This window comes from Actinosynnema sp. NPDC023587 (assembly GCF_040640215.1).
Classification (GTDB): Bacteria; Actinomycetota; Actinomycetes; order Mycobacteriales; family Pseudonocardiaceae; genus Actinosynnema.
In genome coordinates, this window is sequence record NZ_JBFABG010000004.1 from 680,233 (window position 1) to 695,397 (window position 15,165).

Below are 15,165 nucleotides of genomic sequence, written 5' to 3' on the forward strand. Positions count from 1 at the left end.
TTGGAGGAGCATGGACGCCGTGTCCGCGCTCATCCAGATCGCACTCCTGGTCGTGGTCCTGGCCGCCCTGGCGCTCCTGCTGCGCTGGGCGTTCGGCGACGACCGGCGGGCCGTGCCCGATCACACCGGAGAAGACTTCGGCCTGCTGAGCGAAGTGGCCGTCGTACCCACCCCCGAGGCCGCGCGGGTGCTGGCGGCACGCCTGCGTGAAGCGGGCATCAAAACCACCGTCGCCACCCGTGGCGACCTGCACCGCCTGCTGGTCTTCCCGGCCGACGCGGCGAACGCGAAACTCCTGCTCCGCTGAGGCCCGGAGACTGTCGTACCCCCCTGCCACACTTGGTCCATGGGGACGAAATCCGACCTGCACCACTACCTGGAACAGGCCCGCAGGGCCGTCGTGTGGAAACTCGACGGCCTGTCCGAGTACGACATCCGCCGCCCGCTCACCCCCACCGGCACCAACCTGCTCGGGCTGGTCAAGCACCTGGCCGTGGTCGAGAGCGGCTACCTGGGCAGCACCTTCGGCCGCCCGTACCCGGAGGACGTCCCGGCCCTGGCGGACGACGCGGAGCCGAACGCGGACATGTGGGCCACGGCCGACGAGTCGAGAGACGACATCATCGCCCTCTACCAGCGCGTGCGGGCCCACTCGGACACCACGGTCGCCGCCCTGGACCTGGACGCCGAGGGCGACGTGCCGTGGTGGCCGGAAGCCCGCCGCAAGGTGACCCTGGGCCTCGTCCTGATCCACCTGATCGCGGAGACCCACCGCCACGCGGGCCACGCGGACATCGTCCGGGAACTGGTGGACGGCGAGGTGGGCCACCGCCCGGAAGTCGACAACATGGCGGAAGGCGACCGCCAGTGGTGGCAGCACCACCACGCCCGCCTGGACCGCACCGCCCGATCATTCGGAGGTGCCTGACCACAACCCACAACCCACAACCGAATAACGACGGCCCATCGCCGCCGCAGCGCCACGCGCGCACCAAGCCCCGCAGCCAGTCACCCAGCCGCCGCGAGGCCAGGTCGGGCGGATCGCCCACCACGCCTCACACGGCGCGCGCGATCCGACCTCAGGGCGCGATCCGACCTCAGGGCGCGATGCGGTCGACCGTTGCGCCGAGCTTGCGCAGGTTCTCCACGAAGCCGGGGTATCCCCGCTCGATGTGGAAGATCTCGTACACCTCGGTCGCGCCGTCCGCGCACAGACCGGCCAGGACCAGGCCGGCTCCGGCCCGGATGTCCGACGCCCACACCGGCGCGCTGGACAGCCGCTCCACCCCGCGCACCACCGCGTGGTGGCCGTCGGTCCGCGCGTCCGCGCTCATCCGCACCATCTCCTCGATGAACCGGAACCGCGCCTCGAACAGGTTCTCGGTGATCATCGACGTGCCCTCGGACACGCTGGACAACGCGATGGCGAACGGCTGGAGGTCGGTGGCGAACCCCGGGTAGGGCAACGTCACGAAGTCCACCGACTGCGGTCGCCCGTCCTGCACCACGCGGAACCCCTGGCCGAGCGCGCCGTCGTGGTCGCTGCCCGCACCGTCGAACGTGGTGACCTGGGCTCCCGCCATGCGCAGCTTCTCCAGCACCAGGTCCAGGTGGTGCGGGTTCACGCCGCGCACGGTGATGTCACCCCGCGTCATGGTGGCGGCGAACGCCCACGTGGCACCGACGATCCGGTCCCCGATCACGCGGTGCTCGGTGGGGCGCAACGACTCCACGCCGTGCACCGTGAGCGTCGACGTCCCCGCGCCTTCGATCTTCGCGCCCATCTCCTGGAGCATCACGCAGATGTCCACGATCTCGGGCTCGCGCGCGGCGTTGTCGATGACCGTGGTGCCCTTCGCCAGCACGGCGGCCATCAGGATGTTCTCGGTGGCTCCCACGCTGGGGAAGTCCAGCCAGATCTGCGCGCCGTGCAGCCCCTCGGCCTCGGCGACGACGCACCCGTGCTCGATCTCGCTGTGCGCACCGAGCTTGCGCAGCCCGTTCTGGTGCATGTCGAGCGGCCGGGAGCCGATCGCGTCACCGCCGGGCAACGCCACCACGGCGCGCTTGCACCGGCCCACCAGCGGCCCCAGCACGCACACCGAGGCGCGCAGCTTGCCCATCGCCTCGGAATCGGCGCGGTAGTTGAGCTCGGCGGGCGTGGTGATGGTGGCCACGTGACCGTCGAGCGTCACCTCACAGCCCAGGCTCCGCAGGACGTCCGCCATCAGCGGCACGTCCAGGATCTCCGGGCAGTTGGTGATGGTGGTCGTGCCTTCGGCCAGCAGCGCGGCGGCCATCAGCTTCAACACGCTGTTCTTCGCGCCGACGACCTCGACCTCGCCGACCAGTCGCGCACCGCCCTGAACCCGGAAGTGCTCGCTCACCAAGGAAACTCCTCAAGTCGGTACCGAAGGCAATCCTACGGACGCACTGGATCAAGCCAGAGCCCGGAGCCCCCTACAGTGCTCGGTATGGCGGTTCACCTCACCAGGATCTACACCCGGGTAGGCGACGACGGCACCACCGGCCTCGGCGACTTCACCCGCGTCCCGAAAACGTCCCCCCGGATCACCGCGTACGCGGAAGTGGACGAGACCAATGCGGCGTTGGGCGTAGCCCTGGCCCTCGGAGCCCTCGCGGACGACGTCCACGAGGTCGTCCGCAAGGTCCAGAACGACCTGTTCGACGTCGGCGCGGACCTCTGCACCCCGGTCACCCCGGACCCCGAGCACCCACCGCTGCGGATCACCCAGCCCTACGTGGACCGCTTGGAGGGCTGGTGTGACGAGTACAACACCAGGGTCGGCAAGCTGGACTCGTTCATCCTCAACGGCGGAACCCCGGGCGCGGCCCTGCTCCACCAGGCCCGCACGATCGCCCGGAGGGCCGAGCGCAGCACCTGGGCCCTGCTGGAAGCCGAGCCCGAGAAGACGAACACGCTCCCGGCGAAGTACCTCAACCGCTTGTCCGACCTGCTGTTCATCCTCGCCAGGGTCGCCAACCCGGACGGCGACGTCCTCTGGCAGCCGGGCGGCAACGCCTGACAGCACCACAGCCGCAGTGCGTGAAACGCACTTTTCACCACGCATCGCGTCGTGTCGTCCCCGCACGGTCCGCGCGCCGGGCCGTACGGGGACGGCGCGGCACCCACCACACCACCGCACGACAACCACCCAAGCGTCGTCCTTGGTGGCCCGCCCGCCCGGCGAGGACGCTTTTCATCTCTTGATCTTCAAAAAGCACGCGCGCGGACTTCTCCCGCGCCGCAAACAAAATCCCAGGTCAGAAGGGCTCTGACCGAGTTCGGGATCAAGAAGCCCAGGGGATGGAACGGCCCGGGGGCGCGGACTCCAGCCAGGACAGGAAACCGGTCAACGCGTCCGGGCCCATGGCGATCTCGACGGACTCGCCCTTGGCCCCGCTGCACCGCAGCACCACCGCTCCGGTGGGCATCGCGTACGTCTCCGACGCCGTCGGCTCGCGCCGGTCGTCGATCTCGAAGCCGTCCCGGTCGATCACGCGGTCCGGTCCGGTGCGCAAGCTCAGCACCCGCGACCACACGAAGGTGTCCCCTCGGTAGTGCCCGACGCCGAGGTGCCACCCCCGACCGCTCACGTCGAGCCTCGACCGCAGGGCGACGTGCACCCCTCCGGCACGAAGCAGGCGGATTCTGCGCCACGCGAAGTACGCGAGGAGCACTACCGCGACGAACAGGACCACCCCGACGACTTCGGCGATCCCCACGGCGATTGTCCGCTCGTCCGCGTCAGGCAGGCTGTCCTGCGGCGCGAAGCCGCGCGAGGGCCCTGGCGCGCTCCACCTCGTCCGCGTCCTGCAACGCCGACCGCGCCTCGGCCACGTCGATCTCGTCGGCCAGTTCGGCGGCCTCGGCGAGGATGCTCACGCCTTCACCGGTCACGGACAGGAACCCGCCGTGCACGGCCGCGGTCACCAGTTCGTTGTCCGCCGTGCGAATCCGGACCACACCGCCCTCGACCAGCCGGCCCAGCACGGGCTCGTGGCCGGGCAGGATGCCGATCTCGCCCTCGGTCGTCTGCGCGACCACCGAGGTGGCCGATCCGGACCACAGGCGGCGTTCCACCGCGACGAGCTGGACGGTCATCTCGGCCACGCGCATCTCCCTTGTCTCACGGTGGAGTCCTGTGCAGTCTAAACGGTCGCCTGAAGCACGCGCCGCCCCAGCCACCCCCAGCCGAGTTCGGCCCGGGGTACCACCCGCCTGGCGGTCGCTCCAACGGTCGTCCCGATCACCGCGCCGATCGCGGCGAGCTTGGCGAACGCGGAGAAACCCCGCGGTCGAGCGATACCCGCAGTGAGCGTGACCCCACCCGGAAGTGGACCACAGATCGCACCGATCCGGCGAATCCCGGCCACACCAGGCTTCACCAGCCGCACCGGGCCGCACCAGGCAGCGCCGCAGCCGGTTCCGGACACGTGCGGACATCGGACACCGGTCCGACCCTGCCACTGTGGACGCCCGCGCTCCCCGAATCGAGCCACTTCCCTTGTCCCGCAACAGCACCATCGACACGATGCCGAGTGGACCGACCAGGCCCAAGCAGACGGGTGACGTCCGGCACAGGCATCACGGGCGGGTGATTTCCGGTCAGCGGGACACCGGCAGGGGAGATCACGCCTGGGAGACTGGGCCGGTGCCAGTCCCCAGATCCATTCTCGGCCGGGCGTTCACGCTGCTCGCGGTGTTCACCGCGGACCGCCCGTCGGCCACGCTCTCCGAGCTGAGCCGCCACTCCGGCCTCCCGCTGAGCACCACGCACCGCCTGGTCCGGGAACTGGTGGCGTGGCGGGCGCTCGAACGCGACGCGGACGGCCGCTTCACCATCGGCCTGCGGTTGTGGGAGCTGGGCGTGCTCTCCCCCGGCGCGCTGGACCTCAGGGACCGCGCGCTGCCCTACCTGGAAGACCTCTTCGAGGTGACCCACCACAACGTGCAACTGGCCATCAGGGACGACCTGGAGGTCGTCTACGTGGAGCGCCTGGCCGCCAAGGACGCGGTGAGCGTGCTGACCAGGATGGGCTCCCGGATGCCGCTGCACGCGACCGGCGTGGGCCTGGTCCTGCTCGCGCACGCCCCCCACGACGTCCAGGAGCGCGCGGTGCACACCCCGCTCAAGCGGTTCACCCCGCACACCATCGGCACCTCGACCGCGCTGCGCGAGACCTTGGCCTCGGTCCGCCGCGACGGCTACGCGATCTCCGACCGCCAGATCGAGCCGATCACCTACTCGGTCGCGGCCCCGGTGCGCGGGCCGGACGGGGACGTCGTGGCGGCCGTCTCCGTGGTCGTCCCGCTGGAGACCCGCACCGACACCGTGCTGCCCGCCGTGCGCGCCTGTGGCCGGGCCATCTCCCGCTCCCTGGGCTGGCGCACCGGACCCCCGACCCCGAAGCCCTGACCCCGGCCACCCTCCCGTCCGCCCAACGCAAAAGCCCGCCCGACCACGAAGGTCGGACGGGCTTCCGCGACAGAGCCGGCGACTTACTTGCCGGCCAGCTTCTTGGCGTTGGCCTCGACGTCGTCGAGCCCGCCGCAGGAGAAGAACGCCTGCTCGGGGAAGTGGTCGAACTCGCCCTTGCAGACCCGGTCGAACGCCTCGATGGTGTCCTTGATCGGGACGAACGAGCCCTTCTGACCGGTGAACTTCTCGGCGACGAGGAAGTTCTGGCCCAGGAAGCGCTCCAGGCGACGGGCGCGACCGACGAGGACCTTGTCCTCCTCGGAGAGCTCGTCCATGCCGAGGATGGCGATGATGTCCTGGAGCTCCTTGTACTTCTGGAGGATCCGCTTCACCTCCTGCGCGACCCGGTAGTGCTCCTCGCCCACGATGGAGGGCTCCAGGATCCGGGACGACGAGGACAGCGGGTCCACCGCCGGGTAGATGCCCTTCTGGGAGATCGGACGGGAGAGCTCCGTCGTCGCGTCCAGGTGGGCGAAGGTGGTCGCCGGGGCGGGGTCGGTGTAGTCGTCCGCGGGCACGTAGATGGCCTGGAGCGACGTGATCGACTTGCCGCGGGTCGACGTGATGCGCTCCTGGAGCTCGCCCATCTCGTCGGCCAGCGTCGGCTGGTAGCCCACGGCCGACGGCATCCGGCCCAGCAGGGTCGAGACCTCGGAACCGGCCTGGGTGAACCGGAAGATGTTGTCGATGAACAGCAGCACGTCCTGACCCTGGACGTCGCGGAAGTACTCCGCCATCGTCAGGGCGGACAGCGCGACGCGCATGCGCGTGCCGGGCGGCTCGTCCATCTGGCCGAAGACGAGCGCGGTGTCCGCGAGAACGCCCATCTCCTCCATCTCCAGGAGGAGGTCGGTGCCCTCACGGGTGCGCTCGCCGACGCCGGCGAACACCGACGTGCCGGAGAACTCGCGGGCGATACGGGTGATCATCTCCTGGATGAGCACCGTCTTGCCCACGCCCGCGCCGCCGAACAGGCCGATCTTGCCGCCCTTGACGTACGGGGTGAGCAGGTCGATGACCTTGATGCCCGTTTCCAGGATCTCGGTCTTGCCTTCGAGCTGGTCGAAGGCCGGTGCCTTGCGGTGGATGCCCCACTGCTCGCCGTCGCGGCCGAGACCGGGGACGTCCAGGCACTCGCCCAGCGCGTTGAACACGTGGCCCTTGACGACGTCGCCCACCGGCACCCGGATGGCGAAACCCGTGTCGGACACGGTCGCGCCGCGGACCAGGCCGTCGGTCGGCTGCATCGAGATGGTGCGGACCAGGTTGTCGCCCAGGTGCTGGGCGACCTCCAGGGTCAGCGTCTTGGCCACCGCTTCGTAGGTGATCTCGACGTGCAGGGCGTTGAACAGTTCGGGCACCGAGCCACGCGGGAACTCCACGTCGACGACGGCACCGATCACCCGGACCACACGGCCGGTGCGGGTGGTGGTGGCAGTAGCACTCATGTCACTCATCACTTCCTGCGCCCCCGGTCAGCGCGGAAGCGCCACCGACGATCTCGCTGATCTCCTGGGTGATCTGGGCCTGGCGTGCCGAGTTCGCCTGACGGCTGAGGTTGCGGACCAGCTCGGTGGCGTTGTCCGTCGCCGCCTTCATCGCGGTCCGCCGGGCCGCCGACTCCGAAGCCGCCGCGTCCAGCAGAGCCGAGAACAGCCGGGTCTTGACGTACTTGGGCAGCAACGCGCCCAGCAGCGTCTCGGCGTCCGGCTCGAACGAGTAGACCGGCTGGAGCTTCGACCTGGTCTGGTCGTACTCGATCTCCATCGGGGCGATGCGCTTCGCGGTCGGCTGCTGGCTCAGCATCGACTTGAACTCGGTGTAGACGACGTGGAGCTCGTCGACACCCTGGCCGCCGTTCTCGGTGCCTTCGAGGAAGGCCGGGACCAGCGTGTCACCCGCTTCCGCGGCGTTGACGTAGTGCGGGAGCTGCGAGAACCCGTTCCACTCGCCGGCGACGTCCCGGCGGCGGAAGCGGTAGTAGCTCGCGCCCTTGCGGCCGATGACGTAGAGCACCGGCTCCTTGCCCTCCGACCGGAGCAGCGACAGCAGCTCCTCGGCCGCCTTGAGCACGTTGGCGTTGTAGCCGCCGCACATGCCCTTGTCGCTGGTGACGACCAGCACGCCGGCCCGCTTCGGGGCCTTGCGCTGGGTCAGCAGCGGGTGGTCGAGGTTGGTCGACGCGCTCGCCAGGGCGGACAGCACACCGGTGATCTCGTCGGCGTACGGCTTCGACGCCGCGACCCGGGCCTGAGCCTTGGCGAGCCGCGACGTGGCGATGAGCTCGTACGCCTTGGTGATCTTCTTGGTCGAGTTGACCGTTCGGATCCGTTGGCGCAGCTCGCGAATCTGTGCCGCCATGCCTACGTCACTTCTCGGTCGGAGCGGGTCGGTTGACCTTGACCGACTCGTGTCCGACCTTGTCGGCGTCCATCGCGTCCGCCGGTGCCTCGTTGACGATCGTGGCACCGTTCGAAGCGGTGAACTGCTGCTTGAACGCGTTGACAGCGTCCACGATGCCCTTTTCGGTGTCTTCCGACAACTTCTTGGACTCGCGGATGCTCGACAGGATCACGTCGTGGCCGCGCCGCACGTGGTCGAGGAAGTCAGCCTCGAACCGACGCACGTCGGCGACCGGGATGGAGTCGTAGTGGCCCTTGGTGCCGAGGTAGATGGAGACGACCTGCTCCTCCATCGGCACCGGCGAGTACTGGGCCTGCTTGAGCAGCTCGACGAGTCGCGCGCCCCGGTCGAGCTGGGCCCGCGAGGCGGCGTCCAGGTCCGAGGCGAAGGCGGAGAACGCCTCCAGCTCGCGGAACTGGGACAGGTCGAGGCGCAGCGAGCCCGCGACCGTCTTCATCGCCTTGGTCTGCGCGGCACCACCGACGCGGGACACCGAGATGCCCACGTTGACGGCCGGCCGCACACCGGCGTTGAACAGGTCCGACTCCAGGAAGCACTGGCCGTCGGTGATCGAGATGACGTTGGTCGGGATGTACGCCGACACGTCGTTCGCCTTGGTCTCGATGATCGGGAGACCGGTCATCGAGCCGGCACCCATCTCGTCCGACAGCTTCGCGCAGCGCTCCAGCAGGCGCGAGTGCAAGTAGAAGACGTCGCCCGGGTAGGCCTCGCGGCCCGGCGGACGGCGCAGCAGCAGCGAGATGGCGCGGTACGCCTCGGCCTGCTTGGTCAGGTCGTCGAAGATGATCAGGACGTGCTTGCCCTGGTACATCCAGTGCTGGCCGATGGCCGAGCCGGTGTACGGGGCGAGCCACTTGAAGCCGGCCGAGTCGGACGCCGGGGCGGCGACGATGGTGGTGTACTCCAGCGCGCCCGCCTCCTCCAGCGCGGTCTTGACGCCCGCGATGGTGGAGCCCTTCTGGCCGATGGCGACGTACACGCAGCGGACCTGCTGCTGCGGGTCGCCCGACTCCCAGGCCTTCTTCTGGTTGATGATCGTGTCGATGCAGACCGCGGTCTTGCCGGTCTTGCGGTCGCCGATGATCAACTGGCGCTGGCCGCGACCGATGGGGGTCATCGAGTCGATGGCCTTGATGCCGGTCTGCATCGGCTCGCCCACCGGCTGGCGCTGGAGGACGGAGGCCGCCTGGAGCTCCAGGGCGCGGTTGTCGTCGGCCACGACGTCGCCGAGGCCGTCGATCGGCTGGCCGAGGGGGTTCACCACGCGGCCGAGGAAGCCGTCACCGACCGGCACGGAGAGCACCTGGCCGGTCCGCTTGACCTCCTGGCCCTCTTCGATCTTGTCGAAGTCACCCAGGATGACCGCGCCGATCTCGCGCACTTCCAGGTTCAGGGCCACGCCGAGCACGCCGCCGGGGAACTCCAGCAGCTCGTTGGTCATGGTGCCGGGCAGACCTTCGACGATGGCGATGCCGTCGTAGGTCTCCGCGACGACGCCGACCTCTTCCCGGCTGACTTCCGGGGAGTAGGTCGAGACGTACTTCTCGATCGCACTGCGGATCTCGTCCGACGAGATCGTCAGCTCCGCCATGTCGTTCCTGCTCTCACTTCGTTATAAGGAAAGGGGCTTGTGGGCCGCGGTTCCGGTTGGTCAGCCGGCGAGGTCGCGGCGCAGTGCCGCCAGCCGACCGGCAACGCTTCCGTCGATGACTTCATCGCCGATCTTGATCAGCAGACCACCGCGCAGCGTGGGATCGACCTCCACGTGCAGCGCGACCGGCCTGGAGTAGATCCGGGTCAGCGTGGTCTCCAGACGGTCCAGCTGCGCCGCGTCCAGCTCGACCGCGGAGCGGACGTAGGCGACCGAGCGCTCGCGGCGCTTGGCCGCGAGCGACGCCAGGTCGGACAGGCCGGCCACGACGCCCTGGCCACGGGGTTCCCGCACCAGTTGGTCGACCAGGACCTTGGTCGTCACGTCCACCTTGCCCGCGACGAGGCCGTCGATCAGCGAGACCTTGCCCTCGACGTCGGCCGCGGGGTCGGTCAGCGCCAGCTCCAGCGGGTGGTTGCCGGCGATGATCCGCCCGAGTCGGAACAGCTCGTCTTCGACGGTGTCGAGCTTGCCGTCCCGCTCGGCCCGCACCAGCAGCGTGGTGCGGGCCAGCGACTCGACGCCGTCGACCAGCTCACGCGGCTTGGACCACCGGGCGGTGACGACCGTGACCAGCACCTGGAGGGTGTCGTCGGAGACCTTGCCGGCGAACAGGCCCCGGAGGAGCTGCTCCCGGCTCGCGGGGTCGGACGACGACTCGGCCAGTGCCCGGCGCAGCGAGGGCTGCTCGGACAGCAGGCCGACGACCGCGAACAGCTCCGCACCCAGCTTGCCCGGGGCGGCGCTGTCCTCGGCCCCGTCGACGATCTCCAGCAGCCGCAGTTCAGCGGCGGCCAGCGCGTCGCGACTGGCGGCGTGCAGCGTCATCGGCGTTCCCTCACTTGGCGGCCGGAGCCGACGTGTTGTCCAGCTCGGAGAGGAAGCGGTCGACGGTGCCCCGACGGCGCACCTCGTCCTCCAGCGACTCGCCCACGACCCGGTCGGCCAGGTCGATGGCGAGCTTGCCGAGTTCGCCGCGCAGTTCCGCGACGATCTGCGCGCGCTGGGTCTCCAGCTGGGTCTGGCCCTGCGCGACGATCCGCGAGGACTCCTCCTGCGCCTTGGCCCGCAGCTCGCTGATGATCTGCTCGCCCTCGATGCGGGCGTCGTCACGAATGCGAGCGGCTTCGGCCCGCGCCTCGGCGAGCTGTGCCTTGTACTGCTCCAGCGTGCGCTGGGCTTCCGCCTGCGCCTGCTCGGCCTTCTCGATCCCGCCCTCGATCTTGGCGGTGCGTTCCGCGTACAACGTTTCGAAGCGCGGTGTCACGAACTTCTTGATGACGAAGTACAGCAGCAGGAACGCGATCAGGCCGATGACGATCTCGGCTTTGTGCGGAAGAACCGGGTTCAGCTCTTCCGCAGCCAGGTTCAGAGAGTTCATCGCAACCGTCTCCTAACGCGATGGATGAATTCTCAGCCGGTGGCGAGGAAGAAGACGACGAAGCCGAGCAGAGCGAGCACCTCGACCAGCGCGAACGTGGTCCAGGCCAGGCTGAGCAGGACGCCGCGGGCCTCGGGCTGACGGGCGGTGCCGTTGATCACCGAGGAGAAGATCATGCCGACGCCCAGGGCGGGGCCGATGGCCGCGAGGCCGTAACCGATGGCGGCGAGACCGGCGTCGGTCATACCGGGTGCTGCGGCTTCCTGGGCAAGAACGATAGCGCTCACTTGTGCTGTTCCCTTTCCAACTCGGTCCGCGAACACTCGCGGATCGGAGGCTCGTTATTCTTCAGTGTTCCTCGGCCAGCGCCGCGCCGATGTAGTTGGCGGAGAGCAGGGCGAAGATGTATGCCTGAAGCACCATGATCAGCGCTTCGAGGAAGGTCAGCGCGATGGCGAACGCGAAGGCGATCGGTGCCACCACGACGGTGATGCCCCCGTTGAGCAGCAGAAATTCGCCGGCGAGGGTGAACACCATCAGCAGGAGGTGACCCGCGAACATGGCCGCGAACACTCGGATCGCCAGCGTGAGCGGGTTCAGGAAGAACTTCTGGAAGAACTCGATCGGCGTCAGCAGGATCAGCACGAACCACGGCGCGCCCGACGGGACGGTCTGGTGCTTGAGGTACCCGAGGAACCCGTGCCGCTTGATCCCGACGAAGTGGTATACCGGGTAGATGACCAGTACCGAGACGGCGAGCGGGAAACCGATGTGCGCCATCGTCGGGAACTGGATGAACGGAATGATGCCGAACAAGTTGTTCACCAGGACGAACGTGAACACCGTGAGCAGGAGGGGCACGAACGGCTTGAAGTCCTTGCTGCCGATCTGCTCACGCGCGATCGAGTTGCGGCCCACGTCGTAGACCGACTCGGCGATGAACTGGAACTTGCCCGGGATGAGCTTCAGGCCGCGCGAGGCCACCAGGAAGAACGTGCCGATGATCAAGATCGACAGCACGACCAGCACCATGGGCTTCGTGACGTCGCCGAAGATCGCCGGGGGGAAGAAGTCCTTCACGCCGGGTGCGACGAACTCGTCACCCGCAGCCAGCACCATCGTGGTCACTGTGTTCCTTCCGGTTCTCCCGGCCGGCGTTCACTCCGCCGGGGGAATCGTCACGATCGGGACAAACGTACCTTACGTACTGCGCGCGCCCGTGAGAGGCACCCCACCTGGGACGATCCACGGTTCGCAAGCGACGTCCGGGCTGCCGGTCAGACGCTCTCCGAGGAGGGGATGACGACCTGGCTCCGGCTGCGCTTGGACGCCCGCGCCTCCATGAAGGTGGCCACCACGATCGTCGCGGCCATGGTCAGCGCGAGCGCGTTCGTGTGCAGCACGGGGAACTTGCGCAGGACGATCATCGCGATCACGAGCAGGATGAGCTTACCCAGGAACCCGCCCAGCGCGGCCATCATGATGAACTGCACGGGCAGGGCCGCCGTGCGGTGCATCAGCCAGAGCGTCAGCAGCGAGCACGCGATGGCGAGCGCGCCGCCGATGAGCGCCGCGACCAGACCGGGGACGCCGGCCAGCACGGTCCAGACCACCGCTCCGACGGCCACGGTCGCGAGGGCCGCCCAGATGAGGCCGCGGAACATCTCGCCCGCGAGCCGCTGGACGACTTTCTCGTGAGTCCACTCCTGGCTCATGTCACCTCTTCCCCACTGGTCGCCACAGAGTGTAAGTGGGGCTCGGGTGACACCTCGCGCTCGGGGTGCGGAAAGCCTTACTACGCCCGAGCCGAGACCGCCACTCGACGGTGTGATCGCCGCCGTTCAGATCACCGAGCGTGACTGCCTGCTCGCGTCCGGCGCGGTTCGGGTTCCGCCTTCCGGTGGTGTCGGCCCGGACGGACGGCGGTGCGGCGACCGCCACCCGGAGTCACTTCGACTCCGTCCGATGCCGACCAGGCCCGGCGTGGTCCGGTCCCGGGGCGGCTCAGGCCCGGCGCAGCTCGCGCAGCCGGGGCACGACCGAGACCAGCAGCGCGATCAGCAGGCCGGCGGCCAGGCACCACCCGACGACGGTCGCGTCGAACAGCGTCAACGACACCGTGCCGAAGGCCAGCACCCCGGCCCACAAGTAGATCAGCAGCACCGCGCGGCGCTGCGAGTGACCGATCTCCAGCAGCCGGTGGTGCAGGTGCATCTTGTCGGCGGAGAACGGGCTCTCGCCGCGCCGGGTGCGGCGGACCACGGCCATCAGCAGGTCCAGCATCGGCACGAACAGCACGGCCGCGACCAGCAGCAGCGGGGACAGCAGACCGAGCATGTCGACGGTCTCGATGGACTGGCCGGAGCCGTCGATGGACCGGTAGTTGAGCTTGCCGGACGCCGAGGTCACGGCGGCGGCGAGCATCAGGCCGATCAGCATGGACCCGGAGTCGCCCATGAAGATGCGGGCCGGGTTGAAGTTGTGCGGCAGGAAGCCCAGGCACGCGCCGGCCAGCGTGGCGGCGATCAGCGCGGGCGGGTAGGAGCCGACGTCCCCGCCGTTCTTGGCCAGCACCCCGATGCAGAACGCGCAGGTGGCCACGGCGGCGATCAGGCCGATGCCGGCGGCCAGGCCGTCCAGGCCGTCCACGAAGTTCATCGCGTTGACCATCGTCACGGCGAGCAGCACGGTGAGCAGCGCGCCCTGGTTCTGGTCGAGCACGAGCAGCGAGCCCTGCCCATCGCCCGGCCCCCAAGGAATCCAGAACACCAGCCACTGGAGCCCGAACAGGACGAGGATGCCCGCCGAGGTGACCTGGCCGGCGAGTTTCGTCAGCGAGTCCAGCTCGAAGCGGTCGTCCAGGACGCCGACCAGGACGATGACGCCGCCGCCCACCATGACCGCCCACGGGTCGTAGGAGAAGTCGAACGCGGCGCGCAGCACGGGGAGCTGGTGGGCGAGCAGCATCCCGCCGAGGACGCCGCCGTACATGGCGAGCCCGCCCATCCGCGGCATGGGCTTGACGTGCACGTCCCGTTGGCGCGGGTACGCGACCGCGCCGACCCGGAACGCGAGCGCCCGGACCAGGCCGACCAACAGGAACGTGACCACGGCGGCGGTCAGCGCGACGAGCAGGTACTCCCGGACCGGGAGGACGGAAGAGGTGTCGGGCAACGGGCCCACTGGTGCTAGCCCCTCAACGATGGGGTTTCGGACACTGCGGGCACCACGCTACTCCGATCAGGAAGATCCACTAGCCGGCGACCTCGACTTCGACACCGAGCACCTCGCGCACGTCCGCGAGCGGCACCGCGCCCTCCCGCAGCACGAGCGGCTCGGGCCCGGTCAGGTCCACGATGGTGGACGCGACGTTGTCCGTGCACGGCCCGCCGTCGAGGTAGACGCCGACGTCCTCGCCGAGCTGGTCCCACGCCTCCTGGGCGGTGCCGGCGGGCGGGAAACCGGATTTGTTCGCGCTGGACACGGCCATCGGGCCGACGTCGCGCAGCAGTTCCAGGGCGACCGGGTGCAGCGGCATCCGCATCATCACCGTGCCGCGCGTGTGCCCGAGGTCCCAGGCCAGCGACGGCGCGTGCTGGAGGACCAGCGACAGGCCACCCGGCCAGAACGCCTCGATCAGCGCGCGGGCCTGCCGGGGCACCGACAGCACGAGGCCGTCGATCGTGGTCCACGAGCCGACCAGCACGGGCACCGGCATGTCCGGGCCTCGGCCCTTGGCTTCGAGCAGGTAGCGGACGGCCTTCGCGTCGAACGCGTCGCAGCCGATCCCGTAGACGGTGTCGGTGGGCAGGACCACCAAGCGCCCGGACCGCACCGCGCCGGCGGCGGCGGCGAGACCGGCGGTCCGGTCGGCGGGGACGGCGCAGTCGTAGAGCGTGCTCACGCCGTTGATCCTGGCACAACCGCCCGCCGGGGAGCGGCGGAGGTCACAACAGATCGACCGGTCCCGTCCCCCGGTAGTCCGAATGGAGGTCAAACCACCCTGTGTTCTCGCGATCGGGGCAGGTGCGACCTCCAGATCACCTTCCCCGGATCTCCGGGGTTCGGGTGGTGCGGAGGGCGACGGCCTCGGCGGTGCTCGGCGCGCAGCCGGGGTTCGGGTGGTGCGGAGGGCGACGGCCTCGGCGGTGCTCGGCGCGCAGCCGGGGTTCGGGTGGTGCGGAGGGCGACGGCCTCGGCGGTGC

Annotated in this window: 17 protein-coding genes and 1 pseudogene; 4 read left to right on the forward strand and 14 right to left on the reverse strand. The window is 69.4% G+C overall.

What is annotated here, in order from left to right:
- Positions 1 to 10: 10 nt before the first annotated feature.
- Together AB0G01_RS15515 and AB0G01_RS15520 are read left to right on the forward strand one after the other, a co-directional pair.
- Positions 11 to 307, forward strand: a complete 297-nt coding sequence (locus tag AB0G01_RS15515; RefSeq protein ID WP_360945107.1) for a hypothetical protein — start codon at positions 11 to 13, stop codon at positions 305 to 307.
- 39 nt (positions 308 to 346) lie between these two features.
- Positions 347 to 928 carry a DinB family protein gene (locus tag AB0G01_RS15520; protein ID WP_360945110.1) on the forward strand — a complete coding sequence of 194 codons (582 nt, stop codon included), beginning with the start codon at positions 347 to 349 and terminating at the stop codon, positions 926 to 928.
- A 169-nt stretch (positions 929 to 1,097) separates the two neighbouring features.
- On the opposite strand, the gene murA is transcribed toward AB0G01_RS15520, so the two are convergent.
- A complete protein-coding gene (gene murA, locus AB0G01_RS15525) occupies positions 1,098 to 2,387 on the reverse strand; it encodes a UDP-N-acetylglucosamine 1-carboxyvinyltransferase (protein WP_360945113.1) in 1,290 nt (429 codons plus the stop codon).
- Positions 2,388 to 2,474: 87 nt separating this feature from the next.
- Here murA and AB0G01_RS15530 point away from each other — a divergent pair, with 87 nt between their 5' ends.
- Positions 2,475 to 3,047, forward strand: a complete 573-nt coding sequence (locus AB0G01_RS15530; protein WP_360945116.1) for a cob(I)yrinic acid a,c-diamide adenosyltransferase — start codon at positions 2,475 to 2,477, stop codon at positions 3,045 to 3,047.
- Between the two features lie 265 nt (positions 3,048 to 3,312).
- Here AB0G01_RS15530 and AB0G01_RS15535 read toward each other — a convergent pair whose 3' ends face one another.
- From AB0G01_RS15535 to AB0G01_RS15545, 3 genes and pseudogenes are all read right to left on the reverse strand, one after another.
- Positions 3,313 to 3,747, reverse strand: a complete 435-nt coding sequence (locus AB0G01_RS15535; RefSeq protein ID WP_360945119.1) for a DUF2550 domain-containing protein — start codon at positions 3,745 to 3,747, stop codon at positions 3,313 to 3,315.
- Between the two features lie 22 nt (positions 3,748 to 3,769).
- Positions 3,770 to 4,135 (reverse strand): F0F1 ATP synthase subunit epsilon, encoded by a 366-nt coding sequence (locus AB0G01_RS15540; RefSeq protein WP_360945121.1) that lies wholly within the window; start codon positions 4,133 to 4,135, stop codon positions 3,770 to 3,772.
- A 38-nt stretch (positions 4,136 to 4,173) separates the two neighbouring features.
- Positions 4,174 to 4,395 (reverse strand): annotated as a pseudogene (locus AB0G01_RS15545) (hypothetical protein); the annotation flags it as partial.
- A gap of 281 nt (positions 4,396 to 4,676) precedes the next feature.
- On the opposite strand from AB0G01_RS15545, the gene AB0G01_RS15550 reads away from it, so the two are divergent.
- Positions 4,677 to 5,441: an IclR family transcriptional regulator gene (locus AB0G01_RS15550; protein ID WP_360945124.1), complete on the forward strand. Its 765-nt coding sequence runs from the start codon at positions 4,677 to 4,679 to the stop codon at positions 5,439 to 5,441.
- Positions 5,442 to 5,524: 83 nt separating this feature from the next.
- Here AB0G01_RS15550 and atpD read toward each other — a convergent pair whose 3' ends face one another.
- The 10 genes from atpD to AB0G01_RS15600 form a co-directional block, all read right to left on the reverse strand.
- Positions 5,525 to 6,961, reverse strand: coding sequence for a F0F1 ATP synthase subunit beta (gene atpD / locus AB0G01_RS15555; RefSeq protein WP_360945127.1), 1,437 nt, complete (start codon positions 6,959 to 6,961; stop codon positions 5,525 to 5,527).
- Positions 6,954 to 7,865 carry a F0F1 ATP synthase subunit gamma gene (locus AB0G01_RS15560; protein WP_360945130.1) on the reverse strand — a complete coding sequence of 304 codons (912 nt, stop codon included), beginning with the start codon at positions 7,863 to 7,865 and terminating at the stop codon, positions 6,954 to 6,956. Before AB0G01_RS15560 ends, atpD begins: the two co-directional genes overlap by 8 nt.
- 7 nt (positions 7,866 to 7,872) lie before the next feature.
- Positions 7,873 to 9,519 (reverse strand): F0F1 ATP synthase subunit alpha, encoded by a 1,647-nt coding sequence (atpA, locus tag AB0G01_RS15565; RefSeq protein ID WP_360945133.1) that lies wholly within the window; start codon positions 9,517 to 9,519, stop codon positions 7,873 to 7,875.
- Positions 9,520 to 9,579: 60 nt separating this feature from the next.
- The gene (locus tag AB0G01_RS15570; RefSeq protein WP_360945136.1) at positions 9,580 to 10,407 is read right to left on the reverse strand and encodes a F0F1 ATP synthase subunit delta; all 828 of its coding nucleotides are present in this window, start codon (positions 10,405 to 10,407) and stop codon (positions 9,580 to 9,582) included.
- 10 nt (positions 10,408 to 10,417) lie between these two features.
- On the reverse strand, positions 10,418 to 10,960 hold the full coding sequence (locus AB0G01_RS15575) for a F0F1 ATP synthase subunit B (protein WP_360945139.1): 543 nt from the start codon (positions 10,958 to 10,960) through the stop codon (positions 10,418 to 10,420).
- Positions 10,961 to 10,992: 32 nt separating this feature from the next.
- Positions 10,993 to 11,247: an ATP F0F1 synthase subunit C gene (locus tag AB0G01_RS15580; RefSeq protein WP_360945142.1), complete on the reverse strand. Its 255-nt coding sequence runs from the start codon at positions 11,245 to 11,247 to the stop codon at positions 10,993 to 10,995.
- A gap of 61 nt (positions 11,248 to 11,308) precedes the next feature.
- Entirely contained in the window at positions 11,309 to 12,088 is a 780-nt protein-coding gene (gene atpB / locus AB0G01_RS15585; protein WP_360945145.1) for a F0F1 ATP synthase subunit A, read from the reverse strand.
- 149 nt (positions 12,089 to 12,237) lie between these two features.
- A complete protein-coding gene (locus AB0G01_RS15590) occupies positions 12,238 to 12,675 on the reverse strand; it encodes a hypothetical protein (RefSeq protein ID WP_360945148.1) in 438 nt (145 codons plus the stop codon).
- A 289-nt stretch (positions 12,676 to 12,964) separates the two neighbouring features.
- Positions 12,965 to 14,143 (reverse strand): MraY family glycosyltransferase, encoded by a 1,179-nt coding sequence (locus AB0G01_RS15595; RefSeq protein WP_360945151.1) that lies wholly within the window; start codon positions 14,141 to 14,143, stop codon positions 12,965 to 12,967.
- A 70-nt stretch (positions 14,144 to 14,213) separates the two neighbouring features.
- The gene (locus tag AB0G01_RS15600; protein ID WP_360945154.1) at positions 14,214 to 14,864 is read right to left on the reverse strand and encodes an L-threonylcarbamoyladenylate synthase; all 651 of its coding nucleotides are present in this window, start codon (positions 14,862 to 14,864) and stop codon (positions 14,214 to 14,216) included.
- Positions 14,865 to 15,165 lie beyond the last annotated feature (301 nt).

Bases quoted from the DNA above. Each gene is read 5' to 3' on its own strand.
- AB0G01_RS15515 (WP_360945107.1), top strand. From the start codon at position 11: ATGGACGCCGTGTCCGCGCTCATCCAGATCGCACTCCTGGTCGTGGTC.
- AB0G01_RS15520 (WP_360945110.1), top strand. From the start codon at position 347: ATGGGGACGAAATCCGACCTGCACCACTACCTGGAACAGGCCCGCAGG.
- AB0G01_RS15530 (WP_360945116.1), top strand. From the start codon at position 2,475: ATGGCGGTTCACCTCACCAGGATCTACACCCGGGTAGGCGACGACGGC.
- atpD (WP_360945127.1), bottom strand. From the start codon at position 6,961: ATGAGTGACATGAGTGCTACTGCCACCACCACCCGCACCGGCCGTGTG.
- AB0G01_RS15560 (WP_360945130.1), bottom strand. From the start codon at position 7,865: ATGGCGGCACAGATTCGCGAGCTGCGCCAACGGATCCGAACGGTCAAC.
- atpA (WP_360945133.1), bottom strand. From the start codon at position 9,519: ATGGCGGAGCTGACGATCTCGTCGGACGAGATCCGCAGTGCGATCGAG.
- AB0G01_RS15570 (WP_360945136.1), bottom strand. From the start codon at position 10,407: ATGACGCTGCACGCCGCCAGTCGCGACGCGCTGGCCGCCGCTGAACTG.
- AB0G01_RS15575 (WP_360945139.1), bottom strand. From the start codon at position 10,960: ATGAACTCTCTGAACCTGGCTGCGGAAGAGCTGAACCCGGTTCTTCCG.
- AB0G01_RS15590 (WP_360945148.1), bottom strand. From the start codon at position 12,675: ATGAGCCAGGAGTGGACTCACGAGAAAGTCGTCCAGCGGCTCGCGGGC.